The organism is uncultured Limimaricola sp., from assembly GCF_964022235.1.
In the GTDB taxonomy this organism is placed as follows: Bacteria; Pseudomonadota; Alphaproteobacteria; order Rhodobacterales; family Rhodobacteraceae; genus Limimaricola.
Window position 1 is genome coordinate 153,826 of record NZ_CAXHZL010000004.1, and the last position, 13,708, is coordinate 167,533.

Sequence of the window (13,708 nt, forward strand, 5' to 3'; positions counted from 1 at the left end):
CAGGCCGCATGGGCCGCGCGCAGATCGTCAACGTGGCCTTGGCGCTGGGGCTGGTGGGTTTCGGCCTCGGGGCCTGGGCCACGGGCGAGACCTTCTTGATCACGCTGGCGACCAAGGTGGCGATTCTGGGCATCGCGGGGGCGGGGCTGAACCTCGTGCTGGGCTTCGGCGGGCTCGTGTCCTTCGGCCATGCGGCCTATTTCGGCTTGGGCGGCTACGCCTCGGGCATCCTCGCGCATCATGCCCTGAACTACACGCCGATGTTCGAATGGCCCTTCGTGTTCGAAGGCTCGACTTCCATGCCGGTCATCTGGATCACCGCGATGCTGGTGGGCGCGTTGGCGGCGCTGCTGATCGGGGCGCTCTCGCTTCGTACCACGGGCGTCTATTTCATCATGATCACCTTGGCCTTCGGGCAGATGATCTTCTACTTCGCCATCTCATGGCCCGCTTACGGAGGCGAGGACGGCCTGCCGATCTATGTGCGCAACGGCTTTCCCGGCCTGAACACGCTCGATCCGATCCAGTTCTTCGGTCTGGCCTGTGCCGTGCTTTTCGCGGTGCTGGGCGTGACCGCCATGCTGGTGCGCTCGCGCTTCGGTCTCGCCCTTCAGGCGGCGCGGCAGAACCGGCAGCGGCTGATGGCGGTGGGCATAAGGCCCGGCGGCGTGCTGCTGGTGGCCTTCGTGATTTCGGGCGCGATCACGGCGCTCGCGGGCGCGCTCTATGCCGATCTCAATCGTTTCGTCAGCCCCTCGATGCTGTCGTGGCACCTTTCGGGCGAATTGCTGGTGTTCCTGATCCTCGGCGGCACGGGGCGGCTCTTTGCGCCGCTCGCGGGCGCAGGGCTCTATATCGTACTCGAACATCTGCTGGGCGGGGTCAGCGATCATTGGCAGTTCTTCTTCGGCCTGATGCTCCTCGGTGTCGTGCTCTTCGCGCGCGGCGGCGTCATCGGCTTTCTCGCGGGGGGCAAGCGCAATGGCTGAACCGATCCTCGACATCCACCACCTCTCCAAGAGCTTCGGCGCGCTCAAGGCCACTGACGACGTGTCGCTCGACCTACGAGCGGGCGAGATCCACGCTCTGATCGGGCCGAACGGCGCGGGGAAATCGACGCTGATCAAGCAGATCTCGGGCGAGATTTCGCCCGACGCGGGCGAGGTCCGGCTCAATGGCCGCTCACTTGCGGGCATCGATGCGGCGGGCCGGGCGCGGGCCGGAATGGCCCGCAGCTTTCAGGTCTCCTCGGTCGCGCCCGAGTTCACGGTGCTGCAGAACGTGATGCTGGCCGCGCAGGGCGCGTCCGGTGCGACATTCCGCTTCTTTCGTCCGGTGATGCGGGACGCGGGCCTCCTCAAGACCGCGCGCGATTGCATTTCGCAGGCGGCTCTGTCGGGGCGCGCCGATGTGCCCGCCGCCGAACTGGCGCATGGTGAGCGGCGTAAGCTGGAGATCGCCATGGCGCTGGCGCTCAAGCCCATGCTGTTCCTGCTCGACGAGCCGATGGCCGGGATGGGGACCGAAGGGGCCACCGCCCTTGGCGATCTTCTGGACCGGCTGCGCCAGCGCGCGCCGATCCTGCTGGTCGAGCATGACATGGACGCGGTGTTCCGGTTGTCGGATCGGGTCTCGGTGCTGGTCTACGGGCGCATCATCGCCACCGGCACGCCGGACGAGATTCGTGCCGACCGCGAGGTGCAGCGGGTTTATCTGGGAGAGGAGGCATGAGCGCGCTTCTCGAAGTCGAGGGACTCTGCGCGTCCTACGGCGCGAGCCAGGCGTTGTTCGGCGTGTCGTTCACCTTGCGAGAGGGTCAGGCACTGGCGCTGATGGGCCGCAACGGCATGGGCAAGACCACGACCATCGCCTGTATCACGCGGATGATGGCGGCGAACTCCGGGCGCATCGCCTTTGCCGGGCAGGACCTCGCGCGGCTGCCGTCGCACAAGGCGGCGCAGCTCGGGCTGGGCCTTGTGCCAGAGGGGCGGCGCGCCTTTGCCGGTCTGACCGTGCGAGAGAACCTGACGGCCGCCGCGCGCCGTGGCGAATGGAACATGGAGCGCGTCTGCGAGCTGTTTCCGCGCCTCGCCGAGCGGGCCGGGCAGCGCGCCGAGACGCTTTCGGGCGGCGAACAGCAGATGCTGGTGATCGGGCGCGCGCTGATGACGAACCCGCGACTCTTGATCCTCGACGAGGCGACCGAAGGGCTGGCCCCCGTGGTGCGGTCCGAAATCTGGGTGGCGATCCGGGCGCTGAAGGCGCGCGGCCTGTCGATCCTCGTGGTCGACAAGTCGCTGCGCGAGCTCTCGTCGGTGGCCGACGACTGCGTAGTGCTCGAGCGCGGGCGCGATGTCTGGCACGGGCCACCCGCAGCCCTCACGGGCGATCTCGCGCAGCGCTGGCTCGGGGTCTGAGCCGATGATCTTCACCACCACGCGCAAGGTGCGGTTCGAGCATTGCGACCCGGCGGGGATCGTCTTTTATCCGCGCTATTTCGAGATGCTGAACGCCTGCATCGAGGACTGGTTCGAGGCCCGTCTAGGCCGCAGCTTCGGGCAGATCCACGTCGAGGGCGGCCACGCCGTGCCGACCGCGCGCTGCGAGGTGCGCTTCACCGCGCCGAGCCGGATCGGAGATCCACTGGCGCTTTCGCTGCGGCCCCTGCGGGTCGGGCGCTCCAGCCTCGATCTGGAGGTCGACATTTTCAGCGCGGGCGAGGCGCGGCTGCACGCCGATTTCACGCTGGTGCATGTCAGCCAGCAGACCGGGCGGCCGGTGGCCTGGCCCGAGGCGCTGCGCCGCGCCATCGACACGGACATCGCCCGGACGGGCGGGACACAAGACACCGAAGGAGAGGCCCCGCATGGGACATGAGATCATTCACCCCGAGGGCTGGGCGCCCGCCCGCGGCTATGCGAACGGCGTGATGACGCCAGAGGGGCACCTGTTCGTCGGCGGGCAGATCGGCTGGACCGCTGACCAAGTATTCGAAAGCCAAGACTTCATTGGCCAGATGGAGCAGGCGCTTCGCAACATCCTCGCGGTGGTCGAGGCGGCAGGCGGTGGGCCTGAGCACATCACCCGGCTGACGTGGTTCGTGATTGACAAGCGCGAATACCTCGCGCGGCAAAAGGAGGTCGGCGCGGCCTACCGCCGGGTGCTGGGGCGCAACTTTCCGGCGATGACCATGGTGATCGTCGCCGGTCTGGTCGAAGACGAGGCGCTTCTAGAGATCGAGGCGACGGCGGCGATCCCGCGCTAGTCGGGGTCGGGCCGCATCAATTCACGCCCCTCGGTGGTGAGCAGGAACACGTCGCGCCCTTCGATCACCGCCGCCGCAAGCGGCCGCCCATAGGCCGCGCCGCCGTCGAGATCGACCCGGTTGCCGAAATGGCGCGGCGCCTCGAGCGCTGTGTGGCCATGCACGACGAGTGGGCCGTGATCGGAGGTGTCCTCAAGCCAGCCCTTGCGGATCCAGACAAGGTCGTCCTCGGTTTGCTGGTCGAGGGCGACGCCGGGACGGATGCCCGCGTGGACATAGAGCACCGGGCCGCGCTCGACATGGAGCGGCAGGGCTGCGAGGAAGGCGCGATGCGCCTGCGGGACGGCTTCCAGCGCCTCGCGGTGCACCTCCCGTGGGTCGCGTCCGGCCACGGGCGCGATGCCGTAGCTCTCGAGCGTCGTGTCGCCGCCGAGCCGGGGGTTGAGCCAGTCGAGATCCTCGCGCAGGCAGGGATCGTGCCAATTCGGATCGTCGAGAAACCGTGCGAACATGCGGTCGTGGTTGCCCAGAATGACGCTCCACGGCGCGCCGCCGTCGATGCCCTCGATCAGAATGTCGATCACGCCCCGGCTGTCGGGGCCGCGGTCGGTGAGGTCACCTAGATGGATCACCGGGCTTTCCACGTCGCCCGTGCGGGCGCGGTCGGCGGCGATGAGGTCGTGCGCCATCCGGAGCTTTTCGGGATGGCCGTGAATGTCGCCGATGGCGTAGCTGCGTATGCTCATGAGCCCGACCCTAACGCCGCAGGCGGCGGGGGCAAGCGGATCAGCCGGGCAGGGCGTCGCGGTCGAGGGTGGTGACGCGATCCGCCTCGATCTCGTGCGGACCGGTGCTGGTGCCATCGGGCCATTCGACGGAAACACGTGCCCGCGTCGCGGCCCCGAGCCCGACGTGCAAAGGACCGAGCCGTCCGCCCGCGTGACCGCCGCCCACGACTCGTTGCAGCACCTGCCGCCCCTGATCCGTCTTCACCGTCACCACCGCGCCGATGGCATCGCGATTGCCGCCCGTTTGCATGAGGTCGAGCGCAAGCCAATGGCCGGTCCCTTCGGTCACGTTGCGCCACAGCTCCATCGGCGCGCGCCGGTTCACGACCACGAGGTCGAGCCGCCCGTCGCCGTCGAAATCGGCCAGCGCCGCGCCACGCGACCGCTCGGTGGTGGCGATGCCCGCCTCGATCGAGGCTTCGGCAAAGGTGCCGTCGGGGCGCTGCATCAACAGGTTGTTGGGATCGCGCATGGCGTTCGACGGCATCTGATCGACGTTGCCCTTGGCGATGAACAGGTCGGGCCGACCGTCGTTGTCGATGTCCCCGAACTCGGCGTGCCAGCCGGTCGAGGGGCGGCCATCGTCGCCGATATGCGGGCGCTGCGCGTAGGAGCCGATGGAAAAGGGGGCTGCGGCATAGCGGCCATCTGGCTGCGCCAGTTGCAAAAGTTGATCGCCCATTGAGGTGAGCATCACCTCATCGCGCCCGTCGCCCGTCAGATCGCGGCTGGCGATGCCCATCCCCCAGAGCGAGACGGTGGGCCAGCCGTCGGCCTCGCCAAGGAAACGGCGCGCTTCGATGTCCCACATCTGCTCATGGCCGCCGCGCACATAGTAGTGCCGGTCGTTGGAGATGCGCAGCGTCGGTCGCCCGCGCGCGTCGCGCGCCGCCAGCATCGACAGCGCGCAGAAGCCGGGGGCGAGCGTCTCTTCGCGCCAACCGGTGTCGTCGGGCCGCAGGACCGCGTTCTCGTCGCAGGCTTCGAACGGCCCTTGGGGGTCGTCTCGGTCGACATAGTTGCCGATGGCCATGACGGGGCGGGTGTCGTCTTCCCACCATGCGGTGAAAGCGGTGGTCCAGGCGTTGCCGGCGGGCAGGCCCAGCGCCCCAGTCGCCTCTTCAAAGCGGCAATCGCCCAAGCCCCGCAACATCAGGTTCGAACCCGCGCGCATCACGAAGAGGTCGGGGTGGCTGTCGGCGTCGACGTCGAGCGGGTAGGCCCCGGTGACGCCGGTCAGATCGGGCAGGGGGGCCGCATCAAAGGCGAAATCGCCCCGGTTGCGCAGGAGCAGCGCCGGGTTTTCACCGCCCGCGGCAAAGATATCGGGCCACGCGTCGCCGTCGCAGTCGAACACGGCGACGCCACCGCCCACGAAATGCTCCCATCCGCCGGCATAGATGTGCTCGGGCAAGGCCGATGAGCGATCCTCGAAGCGCGGCCCGGCGATGGAGGGTCCTGCCGAGAGAATGACGGCCAGCCCGAAAAACGCGGCCCCTCGCGCGCCGTCGCGCAGAAGCACCCTCATGCCGCCCGTGCCTCGGCCAGCACCGTTTCGGTGACGGCGGCGAGAGCGAGGGCGCTGGCGCCGCGCGCCCAGACCAGATCGCCCCAAGCGTGGATCTCGATCCGTGCGGGGGCGCGCCCTTCGACGAGGGTGAGCGCCCGCATCTCCGCGAGCACTTCGTCGGCATAGAGGTAGTCGTAGCGCATCCGCTCTCCCGACAGGATCACCAGCCCCGGGTCGAAGATCTGGATCACGTTCGACAGGCCAAGCGCGAGGTAGCGCCCGGCGCGGTTGAAGATCGAGCGGGCGGCGCGATTGCCGCCCTTGGCTTCGGCATAGAGCGCGTCGAGCATGACCTGCGGGCTTTGCGGCGCGCGACCGAGCGCCGTGGCCGCCTCGCGCGCCAGTGCATAGTCGGCGACATAGGCCTCCAAGCAGCCGCGCTTGCCGCATCGGCACAGCGCCCCGTCGAGTTGCACCTTGGTATGGCCAAGCTCCAACCCCATGCTGCGCTCTCCGCGATAGAGGCGGTTGTCGATCACCAGCCCCATGCCAACGCCATGCTCGATCGTGACGACGGCGAAATCCGACCTTTGCCGCCCGACGCCGAACCACAGCTCGGCCAGCGTCAGCATGTTGGCGTCGTTGTCGATCAGCACCGGCAGGCCGAAGCGACGGCTGGCCTCGGGGCCGAGAGGCATGTCGGGACCGAGATGTGGCGACCACAGCACCGTGCCGGTCTGATGGTCGACCATGCCCGACAGGCCCACGCCCACGCCGAGCAGGTCGGCACGTGCGCATCCCGCTTGGTCGAGCACCGCGTCGATCAGCGCGCCTATCTCGTCGCAGGTCTGGTCCAGCGAGCGGCGCATGGGCGAGGCAGGGCGGGCGGCGTCGGCAAGGACCGTACCCGCGAAATCGACCAGAACGGCGGTGTTGCGCTCGTCGGAGATCTTGATGCCGATGACGAGCCGCCCTTCGGACACCAGCTCCAACGCCACGGGCGGGCGGCCGCGCGCGTTCGGCGCGGCGGCGGTCGCCTCGACCTCGCGCAGAAGGCCCAAGCCGATCAGCTCGGAGGTCAGCGTCGTGACCGATCCCGCACTGACGCCCAGCGCGCGGGTGATGTCGGCGCGGGCCGCGCGACCGGCGGCCCGGACATGTTCGAGAATCTGCTGTCGCAGGGGGCGTGCCTCGCGCTGGTTGCCCGGCAGCAGCGGCCCGACGCCATGTTGCGGCTGTGCAACATCTGCGGCCGACTCCGCCGGTTGCGTGTCGATCATAGTTCGATCCCCGAATTATCTGCGAGCCTCCTCCGGCCGATCTTTGCACATTGCCCAAGATCCGACGCGCCCACCACAGATTGTTAGCGTCATCGGGCAGGGTTTGGCAAAATATATTTTGACAATCGAATTAAATATGCGACTGTACTGCTCAACCGGCCTCAGGAGGGGTCGGCATCCCGGTGGGACGGGATACATCTTTGGGAGGATATCTATGCGCAACGCAATCATGGCCGCCGTCATCGCGACGGCCGGTTTCAGCACGACCGCGATCGCCGAACAGCACGGCATGACCGTCGGTGTCAGCTGGTCCAACTTCCAGGAAGAGCGCTGGAAGACCGACGAAGCCGCGATCAAGGCCGCGCTCGAAGAAGCGGGCGCGGAATACGTCTCGGCCGACGCCCAGTCGTCCTCCTCCAAGCAGCTGTCGGACGTCGAGAGCCTGATCGCCCAAGGCGTCGACGCGCTGATCATCCTCGCGCAGGACACGCAGGCCATCGGCCCCGCCGTCACCGCCGCCGCCAACGAAGGCATCCCGGTCATCGCCTATGACCGCCTGATCGAGGACGACCGCGCCTTCTATCTCACCTTCGACAACGTCGAAGTGGGCCGGATGCAGGCCCGCGCCGTGCTCGAGGCCGCGCCCGAAGGCAACTACGTGATGATCAAGGGCTCGCCCACCGATCCCAACGCCGACTTCCTGCGCGGCGGCCAGCAGGAGGTCCTGCAGGAAGCCATCGACAGCGGCAAGATCACCATCGTCGGCGAGGCCTACACCGATGGCTGGCTGCCCGCCAACGCCCAGCGCAACATGGAGCAGATCCTGACCGCCGAGGACAACGCGGTCGACGCCGTGGTCGCCTCGAACGACGGCACCGCCGGTGGCGCCGTGGCAGCACTGACCGCGCAGGGCCTGGACGGCATCCCCGTCTCGGGTCAGGACGCCGATCACGCAGCACTCAACCGTGTCGCCCAAGGCACGCAGACCGTCTCGGTTTGGAAGGACAGCCGCGAGCTTGGCCGTCAGGCCGGCGAGATCGCCGTGGCGCTGGCCTCGGGCACCGAGATGAGCGCCATCGAAGGCGCGGAAGAGTGGACTTCGCCCGCGGGCACCACGCTCACCGCGAAGTTCCTCGATCCGGTTCCGGTGACCAAGGAGAACCTCGACGTGGTGGTCGAGGCCGGCTGGATCGATCAGGAAACGCTCTGCCAGGGCGTCTCGGGCGACGTCGCCGCCTGTAACTGATGCATAACGCCCCCGGCCCGGGCAACCGGGCCGGGGGCGCACTGCCGCATTTCGCGCGCGCTCCCCCGCGCCGCCCCACTCCGGTCAGGAGCACCCCAGATGTCCGATACCGATACCGTCCCCAACGCCGCGCCCTCGGGCCAGCGGCCGGCGGACAAGGCGCCCGCGCGCTCCTTCCTCAACCAGCTCGAACTCGACCTGCGCCTTCTGGGCATGGTCGGGGCCTTTATCCTCGTTTGCGTCGTGTTCAACGTGCTAACGGACGGGCGCTTTCTCACGCCGCGCAACATCTTCAACCTGTCGATCCAGACCGTCTCGGTGGCGATCATGGCGACCGGCATGGTGTTCATCATCGTCACACGCCACATCGACCTTTCGGTCGGTGCGCTGCTGGCGACCGCGTCGGCCGTCATGGCGATGATGCAGACCCGCTGGCTGCCCGACATGATGGGCCTGCCGCTGGGCCATGCCGCGCTGCCGTGGCTGTCGATCCTCGCGGGCCTGATCACCGGTGCCGTGATCGGCGCCTTTCAGGGCTGGCTCGTGGGCTATCTCACCATTCCCGCCTTCATCGTGACGCTGGGCGGCCTGCTGATCTGGCGCAACGTCGGCTGGTACATCACCAGCGGCCAGACCATCGGCCCGCTCGACGAGACCTTCCAGGCCTTCGGCGGCATCAACGGCACGCTGGGCGCGCAGTGGAGCTGGATCTTCGGCTTCGTCGCCGCCGCATTGGCGGTGCTGGCGCTGATCTCGGCGCGGCGCAACAAGGTGGGGCATGGCTTCCCGGTCAAGCCGATCTGGGCCGAAGCCGTGGTCATGGGGATCATCGTCGCGGCGATCCTCGGCTTTGTCGCGATCCTCAACGCCTACGAGATCCCGTCCCGGGTTCTGGCCCGTGACTTTGCGGCACGCGGTGTCGAGATGCCCGAGGGCTATTCGGCCGCCTACGGCATTCCCTATTCGGTGCTGCTGCTGATCGCCGTCGCGGTGGTGATGACGGTCGTGGCGCGCAAGACGCGGCTCGGTCGCTACATCTTTGCCACGGGCGGCAATCCCGACGCGGCAGAGCTGTCGGGGATCAACACCCGGCTGCTCACGGTCAAGGTGTTCTCGATCATGGGCATCCTCGTGGGCATCTCGGCCGTGGTCGCCTCGGCCCGTCTGACCAACCACTCCAACGACATCGGAACGCTCGACGAGCTTCGGGTCATTGCGGCGGCCGTCATCGGCGGCACGGCGCTCTCGGGTGGCATCGGCACGATCTACGGCGCCATCCTCGGCGCGCTGATCATGCAGTCGCTGCAGTCGGGCATGGCCATGGTCGGCGTCGACGCGCCCTTGCAGAACATGGTCGTCGGCACCGTCCTCGTGGCCGCCGTGCTGATCGACATCATCTATCGCCGCCGCGTCGGAGGGAAGTGACATGGAAACCAAGACCGATCCCCGCGCCAACGGGGCCAAGCCTCTGGTCGAACTCAAGGACATCCGGATCGCCTTTGGCGGTGTCCAAGCGGTCGACGGGGTCTCGCTCGATCTCTATCCGGGTGAAGTCGTGGGCCTTTTGGGTCACAACGGCGCGGGCAAGTCGACGCTGATCAAGATCCTGTCGGGCGCCTACAAGGCCGACAGTGGAGAGATCCGCATCGAGGGCGAGAAGGCCACGATCAACTCGCCCCGCGACGCGCGGCGCTACAACATCGAGACGATCTACCAGACGCTTGCTCTGGCCGACAATCTCGATGCCGCCTCGAACCTGTTTCTGGGCCGCGAGATCACCACCAAGGTGGGCTTTGTCGACGATGCCAAGCAGGAGGCCGAGACGCGCAAGATCATGGCGCGGCTCAACCCCAACTTCCGCAAGCTCTCCGAGCCGGTCTCGGCGCTGTCGGGCGGGCAAAGGCAGTCGGTCGCCATCGCCCGCGCGGTCTACTTCAACGCCAAGATCCTGATCATGGACGAGCCCACCGCCGCCTTGGGCGTGCACGAGACGGCGATGGTCGCGGATCTGATCAAGGAGCTGAAGGCCCAGGGCCTCGGGATTTTCCTCATCTCCCACGACACGCGCGAGATGATGGATCTGTGCGACCGCGTCTCGGTGATGAAGAACGGCCAGCTCGTCGGTACCGAGCGGGTCGAGGACGTGACCGAAGATGACATCCTGTCGATGATCATCATGGGCAAGAATCCCAAGCGCGAAGCCGCCTGACCGCGCGCGACGCGCGGCGATACAGCGCCGATCCCGATGTCGCCCGCCGCCCTATCGCGGCGGGCGTTGTCGTTCGGGCGGCGCAAACAGGGGCTTGCGCAGCGGCACTCGGCTATGGCCAAGCCATGTCGGCACCGCATGACGGGAACCGCTTGCCGTCGCGGCATCGACCGCTAGGGTCTGGCGCAGCCGGGCGGTCCGACCCGAGGAGCAGCAGATGCAGAGCGACGAGTTTCGTGAAATCGTGTCCGAGGCGCTTTCGGCGCCCTCCGCGCTCAACACCCAGCCAGCACGCTGGCGGCGCAAGGGTGACACGATCCTGATCGGTTGCGACCCCGCGGCAATGCTGAAGGTAAGCGACCCGCAGGGTATCGCTGCGGGACTGGCCTGCGGGGCGGCAGCCGAAGCCACGTTTCTCGCTCTCTCGGCGCGGCGCATGGGGGCGGGCTTTACCGATCTCTGGGCGCAGGACGACCGCACGACCCTGCCGGGGATGCGTCTGGCCGCAAGGATCACCCTCGAAGCGCAGACCGATCCCGACCCACTGGCCGCGCAGCTCTCCAAACGGTTCAGCCACCGCGGCCCCTACGAGCCCGGACCCGTCGACCTCTATGGCTGGACCCGCCGCGACGCGGTTCTCGTTACCGACGCGGCCAGACGCGGCTGGCTGGCCGAGTTGCACGACCGCACCATGATGGCGCAACTGCGTCGCCCCGAGATCCGGCGCGAAGTCCTATCGTGGCTGCGGCTGTCGCCGCGCCATCCGCGCAAGCGGTTCGACGGTCTCGACCGGTCAATGATGCGCCTGAGCCCGAGGGCCGCCGCCGAGGCGCGCGCGGTGCTGGGACCGATGTGGCGGGTCGCCGACATGATGGGGCTCACCGATCGCCTCGCCGCCGAAGCCGCGCAGATCCGCTCCGCCGCCGTCATCGCCCTGTTCCACCGCCCCGTCGACAACAGCCCCGTGGCCGCCGGCAGGCCCTATCTGCGGCTGTTGCTCGAAGCGTCCAAGCTGGGTCTCGCGGCTTGGCCGATGGGCGTGCTCACCGTGGATCGCGCAGCGCGCGAGGAGATCGCAACCACCGTGGGCCTCGACCCAGAGCGGCAGCTGATGCAGGTGATCCGTCTTGGCCCGGTGGCCGAGCGGCCCGAGGCCCGCGCGCGGCGACCGCTCGATGAGGTCATCGTCTGACGCGTCAGACGTGGTGCAGATCGGCCCAGATCGGCAGGTGATCCGAGGCCGCAGGGGCGGGCTGTTCGTGCCAGACGCCGCTTTGCGCGATGACGATGCCTTCCCCGGTGGCGATCCGGTCGAGAGCGGCCACCGGCCTGCGCGAATGAAAGCTGCGCCCCGGCGCGTGGATCGAAAACCGCCGCGCCAGTCGGCCCAGACCCACGCGCTCGGACCATTCGTTGAGATCGCCCGCCAGCACCGTGGGGCGCGGGTCCATGCGGTCCAGCTCGTCCACGATATGGCTCAGTTGCAACCGGCGCGAGCCGCGCAGCAGCCCCAGATGCAGCCCGCCCACGCGCAGCGGCCCGGCCGGCGTCTCCAGATCGGCAAAGATCGCGCCGCGCGGCTCGAGCCCCGGCAGCACCATCTTGTGCAAGGTGCCGATCTCGATGCCCTCGCGCACCAGCATCGCGTTGCCGTGCCAGCCCAATGACCGCACGGATTGCCCGAAGTCGACCGCCCGCAACCCGCCGAGCTGCGACAGCTCGGTCATCGGAATCGCGGCGGGCCGCGCGCCGAGCCGCAGGTCCGCCTCCTGCAACAGCACGATGTCGGCCTCCATCGCCTCGATGACGTTGCAGATCCGCGCCGGGTTGCGGCGCCGGTCCGTGCCAAGCGCCTTGCGGATGTTGTAGCTTACCAGCCGAAGCCGTCCGGGGCGCAGATGGGGGTCGGTCATGATATCCTCACAGGATCGGGCTCACAGCATGGGCGCGCCAAGGCGGAACACGCCCTCGGCCAGCCTGCGGCCCAGCTTGGGACGACGCACGCCTTCGCGGCAGATCGCGGTTTCAGCGGCGAACCAATCGGCCAGAAGCGCCACCGACGGCGCGTCATAGACGAACACCGCCACCTCGAAGTTGAGCAGCATCGATCGCACGTCGAAATTGGCGGACCCGGCCCAAGCGGCGTCGTCGATCACACCGGCCTTGGCATGGGTCATCTGGCGCGGCAGTTGCAGCACACGCGCGCCGGACTCGGCCAGCGTTCGCAGATAGGCGCCACGTGCGAAATCGGCAATGCGCTGGTTCGAGCGGGCAGGCACCATCACCCGCACATCGACTCCGCGCCGGGCCGCCGTGCACAGCGCCGCGTTGAGCGGTTCGGTCGGCAGGAAATAGGGCGTGGCGATCCAGACGCGACGGGTGGCGGCGTGGATCATCTGCACCAGCACGTCGTGCAGCGGATCGAGATAGGTGTCGGGGCCGGAGGGGACGACCTGCACCGTCGCCTCGCCGGGCCGCTCCTCGACGTGCAGCTCGGGCAGGGGGTCGACCTCGCCTTCGGCCACGCCCCAGTCGGCGCGAAACAGGTCCCACAGCACCTCGACCGAGGGGCCATGCAGCGTGAAGGACAGGTCGCGCCACAGTTCGGGGTCGCCCTTTTCGCGGCGCGCATGGGGAGGGAAGCCCATGTATTCGCAGCCGACGTTGCGGCCACCGGTCCAGGCGCGGGCGCGGTCGGCGATGATCATCTTGCGGTGGTTGCGCAGGTTCATATGGCCCTTGAGCGGCCAGTTGAGGAACGGCTGGTGCCAGCGCAGCTCGCCTCCCGCCGCCTCGAAGCGGGCAAGCGCCGCGCGCGGGCACCAAAAGCCGCCCAGACGGTCGATGATCAGGCGCACCTGCACGCCGTCCTCGACCCGCGCGGTCAGCAGGTCGACGAAGTCGCGGCCGACGGCGTCGTCGTGGATCAGGTAGAAGGTGATGTCGAGTTCGTGGCGTGCGCTTTCGACCATCTCGCGCATCGCTTCGCGGGCGTGCTTGGCGTCGCGGTGAAGCTCGATCCGGTTGCCCGTGGTGGCCGCCGGCACGCCATAGGCGCGAAACGCCTCGGCCGGGCCACGCGACGGATCGGCGGGGGCGTCGCCCGGCGGCGTGGAAAAGCGGATCGTCGGGTGGCGGCCGCCCTTCTTGCGAAAGCCCAGCGCGAAAAACAGCGGGATCGCCACCCAAGGCAGCAGGATGATCGCGAGAATCCAAGCGGCGGCGGACTGCGGCGTGCGCCGCTGCTGCAACAGCATCACCGTGGCGAGAAGCGCGAGGCCGACGCCGAGCAGCGTCAGCAGGAAGGTGTCATAGGTGAACAAGCGCCTGAAATCCCCAAGTGTCGCCCTGATGTGGTCGAAACGCAGCAGCGGCGCAACGGGGTTCCGCGTGTTCGGGCGGCCGCGCAC

14 protein-coding genes are annotated in these 13,708 nt (G+C 68.3%); 9 read left to right on the forward strand and 5 right to left on the reverse strand.

All coding sequences use genetic code 11. The features are described from left to right. Positions 1-8: 8 nt before the first annotated feature. From AADJ02_RS07465 to AADJ02_RS07485, 5 genes are read left to right on the forward strand one after another with little or no spacing between them, the layout of a single operon-like run. On the forward strand, positions 9-989 hold the full coding sequence (locus AADJ02_RS07465; protein ID WP_341212474.1) for a branched-chain amino acid ABC transporter permease: 981 nt from the start codon (positions 9-11) through the stop codon (positions 987-989). Next, positions 982-1,731 carry an ABC transporter ATP-binding protein gene (locus AADJ02_RS07470; protein ID WP_341212362.1) on the forward strand — a complete coding sequence of 250 codons (750 nt, stop codon included), beginning with the start codon at positions 982-984 and terminating at the stop codon, positions 1,729-1,731. The genes AADJ02_RS07465 and AADJ02_RS07470 overlap by 8 nt, the downstream gene beginning before the upstream one ends. Beyond that, positions 1,728-2,417: an ABC transporter ATP-binding protein gene (locus AADJ02_RS07475; protein WP_341212363.1), complete on the forward strand. Its 690-nt coding sequence runs from the start codon at positions 1,728-1,730 to the stop codon at positions 2,415-2,417. Before AADJ02_RS07470 ends, AADJ02_RS07475 begins: the two co-directional genes overlap by 4 nt. A gap of 4 nt (positions 2,418-2,421) precedes the next feature. Further along, positions 2,422-2,877, forward strand: coding sequence for a thioesterase family protein (locus AADJ02_RS07480; RefSeq protein ID WP_341212364.1), 456 nt, complete (start codon positions 2,422-2,424; stop codon positions 2,875-2,877). Beyond that, positions 2,867-3,265, forward strand: coding sequence for a RidA family protein (locus AADJ02_RS07485; protein WP_341212365.1), 399 nt, complete (start codon positions 2,867-2,869; stop codon positions 3,263-3,265). Before AADJ02_RS07480 ends, AADJ02_RS07485 begins: the two co-directional genes overlap by 11 nt. Here AADJ02_RS07485 and AADJ02_RS07490 read toward each other — a convergent pair. The 3 genes from AADJ02_RS07490 to AADJ02_RS07500 are packed head-to-tail and all read right to left on the reverse strand — an operon-like array spanning position 3,262 to position 6,843. Further along, the gene (locus tag AADJ02_RS07490) at positions 3,262-4,005 is read right to left on the reverse strand and encodes a metallophosphoesterase (protein ID WP_341212475.1); all 744 of its coding nucleotides are present in this window, start codon (positions 4,003-4,005) and stop codon (positions 3,262-3,264) included. The two genes, AADJ02_RS07485 and AADJ02_RS07490, sit on opposite strands and share 4 nt — an antisense overlap. Before the next feature lie 46 nt (positions 4,006-4,051). Then, a complete protein-coding gene (locus AADJ02_RS07495) occupies positions 4,052-5,581 on the reverse strand; it encodes a CRTAC1 family protein (protein WP_341212366.1) in 1,530 nt (509 codons plus the stop codon). Continuing rightward, a complete protein-coding gene (locus tag AADJ02_RS07500) occupies positions 5,578-6,843 on the reverse strand; it encodes an ROK family protein (protein ID WP_341212367.1) in 1,266 nt (421 codons plus the stop codon). The genes AADJ02_RS07495 and AADJ02_RS07500 overlap by 4 nt, the downstream gene beginning before the upstream one ends. Before the next feature lie 214 nt (positions 6,844-7,057). On the opposite strand from AADJ02_RS07500, the gene xylF reads away from it, so the two are divergent. The 4 genes from xylF (at position 7,058) to AADJ02_RS07520 (ending at position 11,490) form a co-directional block, all read left to right on the forward strand. Beyond that, complete coding sequence (gene xylF / locus AADJ02_RS07505; RefSeq protein ID WP_341212368.1) at positions 7,058-8,089, forward strand: D-xylose ABC transporter substrate-binding protein; 1,032 nt, start codon at positions 7,058-7,060, stop codon at positions 8,087-8,089. A 99-nt stretch (positions 8,090-8,188) separates the two neighbouring features. After that, entirely contained in the window at positions 8,189-9,514 is a 1,326-nt protein-coding gene (locus AADJ02_RS07510) for a sugar ABC transporter permease (protein ID WP_341212369.1), read from the forward strand. Position 9,515: 1 nt separating this feature from the next. Beyond that, positions 9,516-10,298 (forward strand): ATP-binding cassette domain-containing protein, encoded by a 783-nt coding sequence (locus AADJ02_RS07515; RefSeq protein WP_341212370.1) that lies wholly within the window; start codon positions 9,516-9,518, stop codon positions 10,296-10,298. A gap of 217 nt (positions 10,299-10,515) precedes the next feature. Next, the gene (locus AADJ02_RS07520) at positions 10,516-11,490 is read left to right on the forward strand and encodes a hypothetical protein (RefSeq protein WP_341212371.1); all 975 of its coding nucleotides are present in this window, start codon (positions 10,516-10,518) and stop codon (positions 11,488-11,490) included. A 4-nt stretch (positions 11,491-11,494) separates the two neighbouring features. Here the strand turns inward: AADJ02_RS07520 and AADJ02_RS07525 are convergent, their stop codons facing one another. Continuing rightward, positions 11,495-12,211: an endonuclease/exonuclease/phosphatase family protein gene (locus tag AADJ02_RS07525; protein ID WP_341212372.1), complete on the reverse strand. Its 717-nt coding sequence runs from the start codon at positions 12,209-12,211 to the stop codon at positions 11,495-11,497. A 21-nt stretch (positions 12,212-12,232) separates the two neighbouring features. After that, positions 12,233-13,621, reverse strand: coding sequence for a phospholipase D-like domain-containing protein (locus AADJ02_RS07530; protein ID WP_341212373.1), 1,389 nt, complete (start codon positions 13,619-13,621; stop codon positions 12,233-12,235). Positions 13,622-13,708: the final 87 nt, after the last annotated feature.

What these genes read in the sequence shown, in the direction of transcription:
- AADJ02_RS07465 (WP_341212474.1), top strand. Translation starts at nt 9, where the DNA reads ATGGGCCGCGCGCAGATCGTCAACGTGGCCTTGGCGCTGGGGCTGGTG.
- AADJ02_RS07470 (WP_341212362.1), top strand. Translation starts at nt 982, where the DNA reads ATGGCTGAACCGATCCTCGACATCCACCACCTCTCCAAGAGCTTCGGC.
- AADJ02_RS07475 (WP_341212363.1), top strand. Translation starts at nt 1,728, where the DNA reads ATGAGCGCGCTTCTCGAAGTCGAGGGACTCTGCGCGTCCTACGGCGCG.
- AADJ02_RS07480 (WP_341212364.1), top strand. Translation starts at nt 2,422, where the DNA reads ATGATCTTCACCACCACGCGCAAGGTGCGGTTCGAGCATTGCGACCCG.
- AADJ02_RS07485 (WP_341212365.1), top strand. Translation starts at nt 2,867, where the DNA reads ATGGGACATGAGATCATTCACCCCGAGGGCTGGGCGCCCGCCCGCGGC.
- AADJ02_RS07495 (WP_341212366.1), bottom strand. Translation starts at nt 5,581, where the DNA reads ATGAGGGTGCTTCTGCGCGACGGCGCGCGAGGGGCCGCGTTTTTCGGG.
- AADJ02_RS07500 (WP_341212367.1), bottom strand. Translation starts at nt 6,843, where the DNA reads ATGATCGACACGCAACCGGCGGAGTCGGCCGCAGATGTTGCACAGCCG.
- xylF (WP_341212368.1), top strand. Translation starts at nt 7,058, where the DNA reads ATGCGCAACGCAATCATGGCCGCCGTCATCGCGACGGCCGGTTTCAGC.
- AADJ02_RS07510 (WP_341212369.1), top strand. Translation starts at nt 8,189, where the DNA reads ATGTCCGATACCGATACCGTCCCCAACGCCGCGCCCTCGGGCCAGCGG.
- AADJ02_RS07515 (WP_341212370.1), top strand. Translation starts at nt 9,516, where the DNA reads ATGGAAACCAAGACCGATCCCCGCGCCAACGGGGCCAAGCCTCTGGTC.
- AADJ02_RS07520 (WP_341212371.1), top strand. Translation starts at nt 10,516, where the DNA reads ATGCAGAGCGACGAGTTTCGTGAAATCGTGTCCGAGGCGCTTTCGGCG.
- AADJ02_RS07525 (WP_341212372.1), bottom strand. Translation starts at nt 12,211, where the DNA reads ATGACCGACCCCCATCTGCGCCCCGGACGGCTTCGGCTGGTAAGCTAC.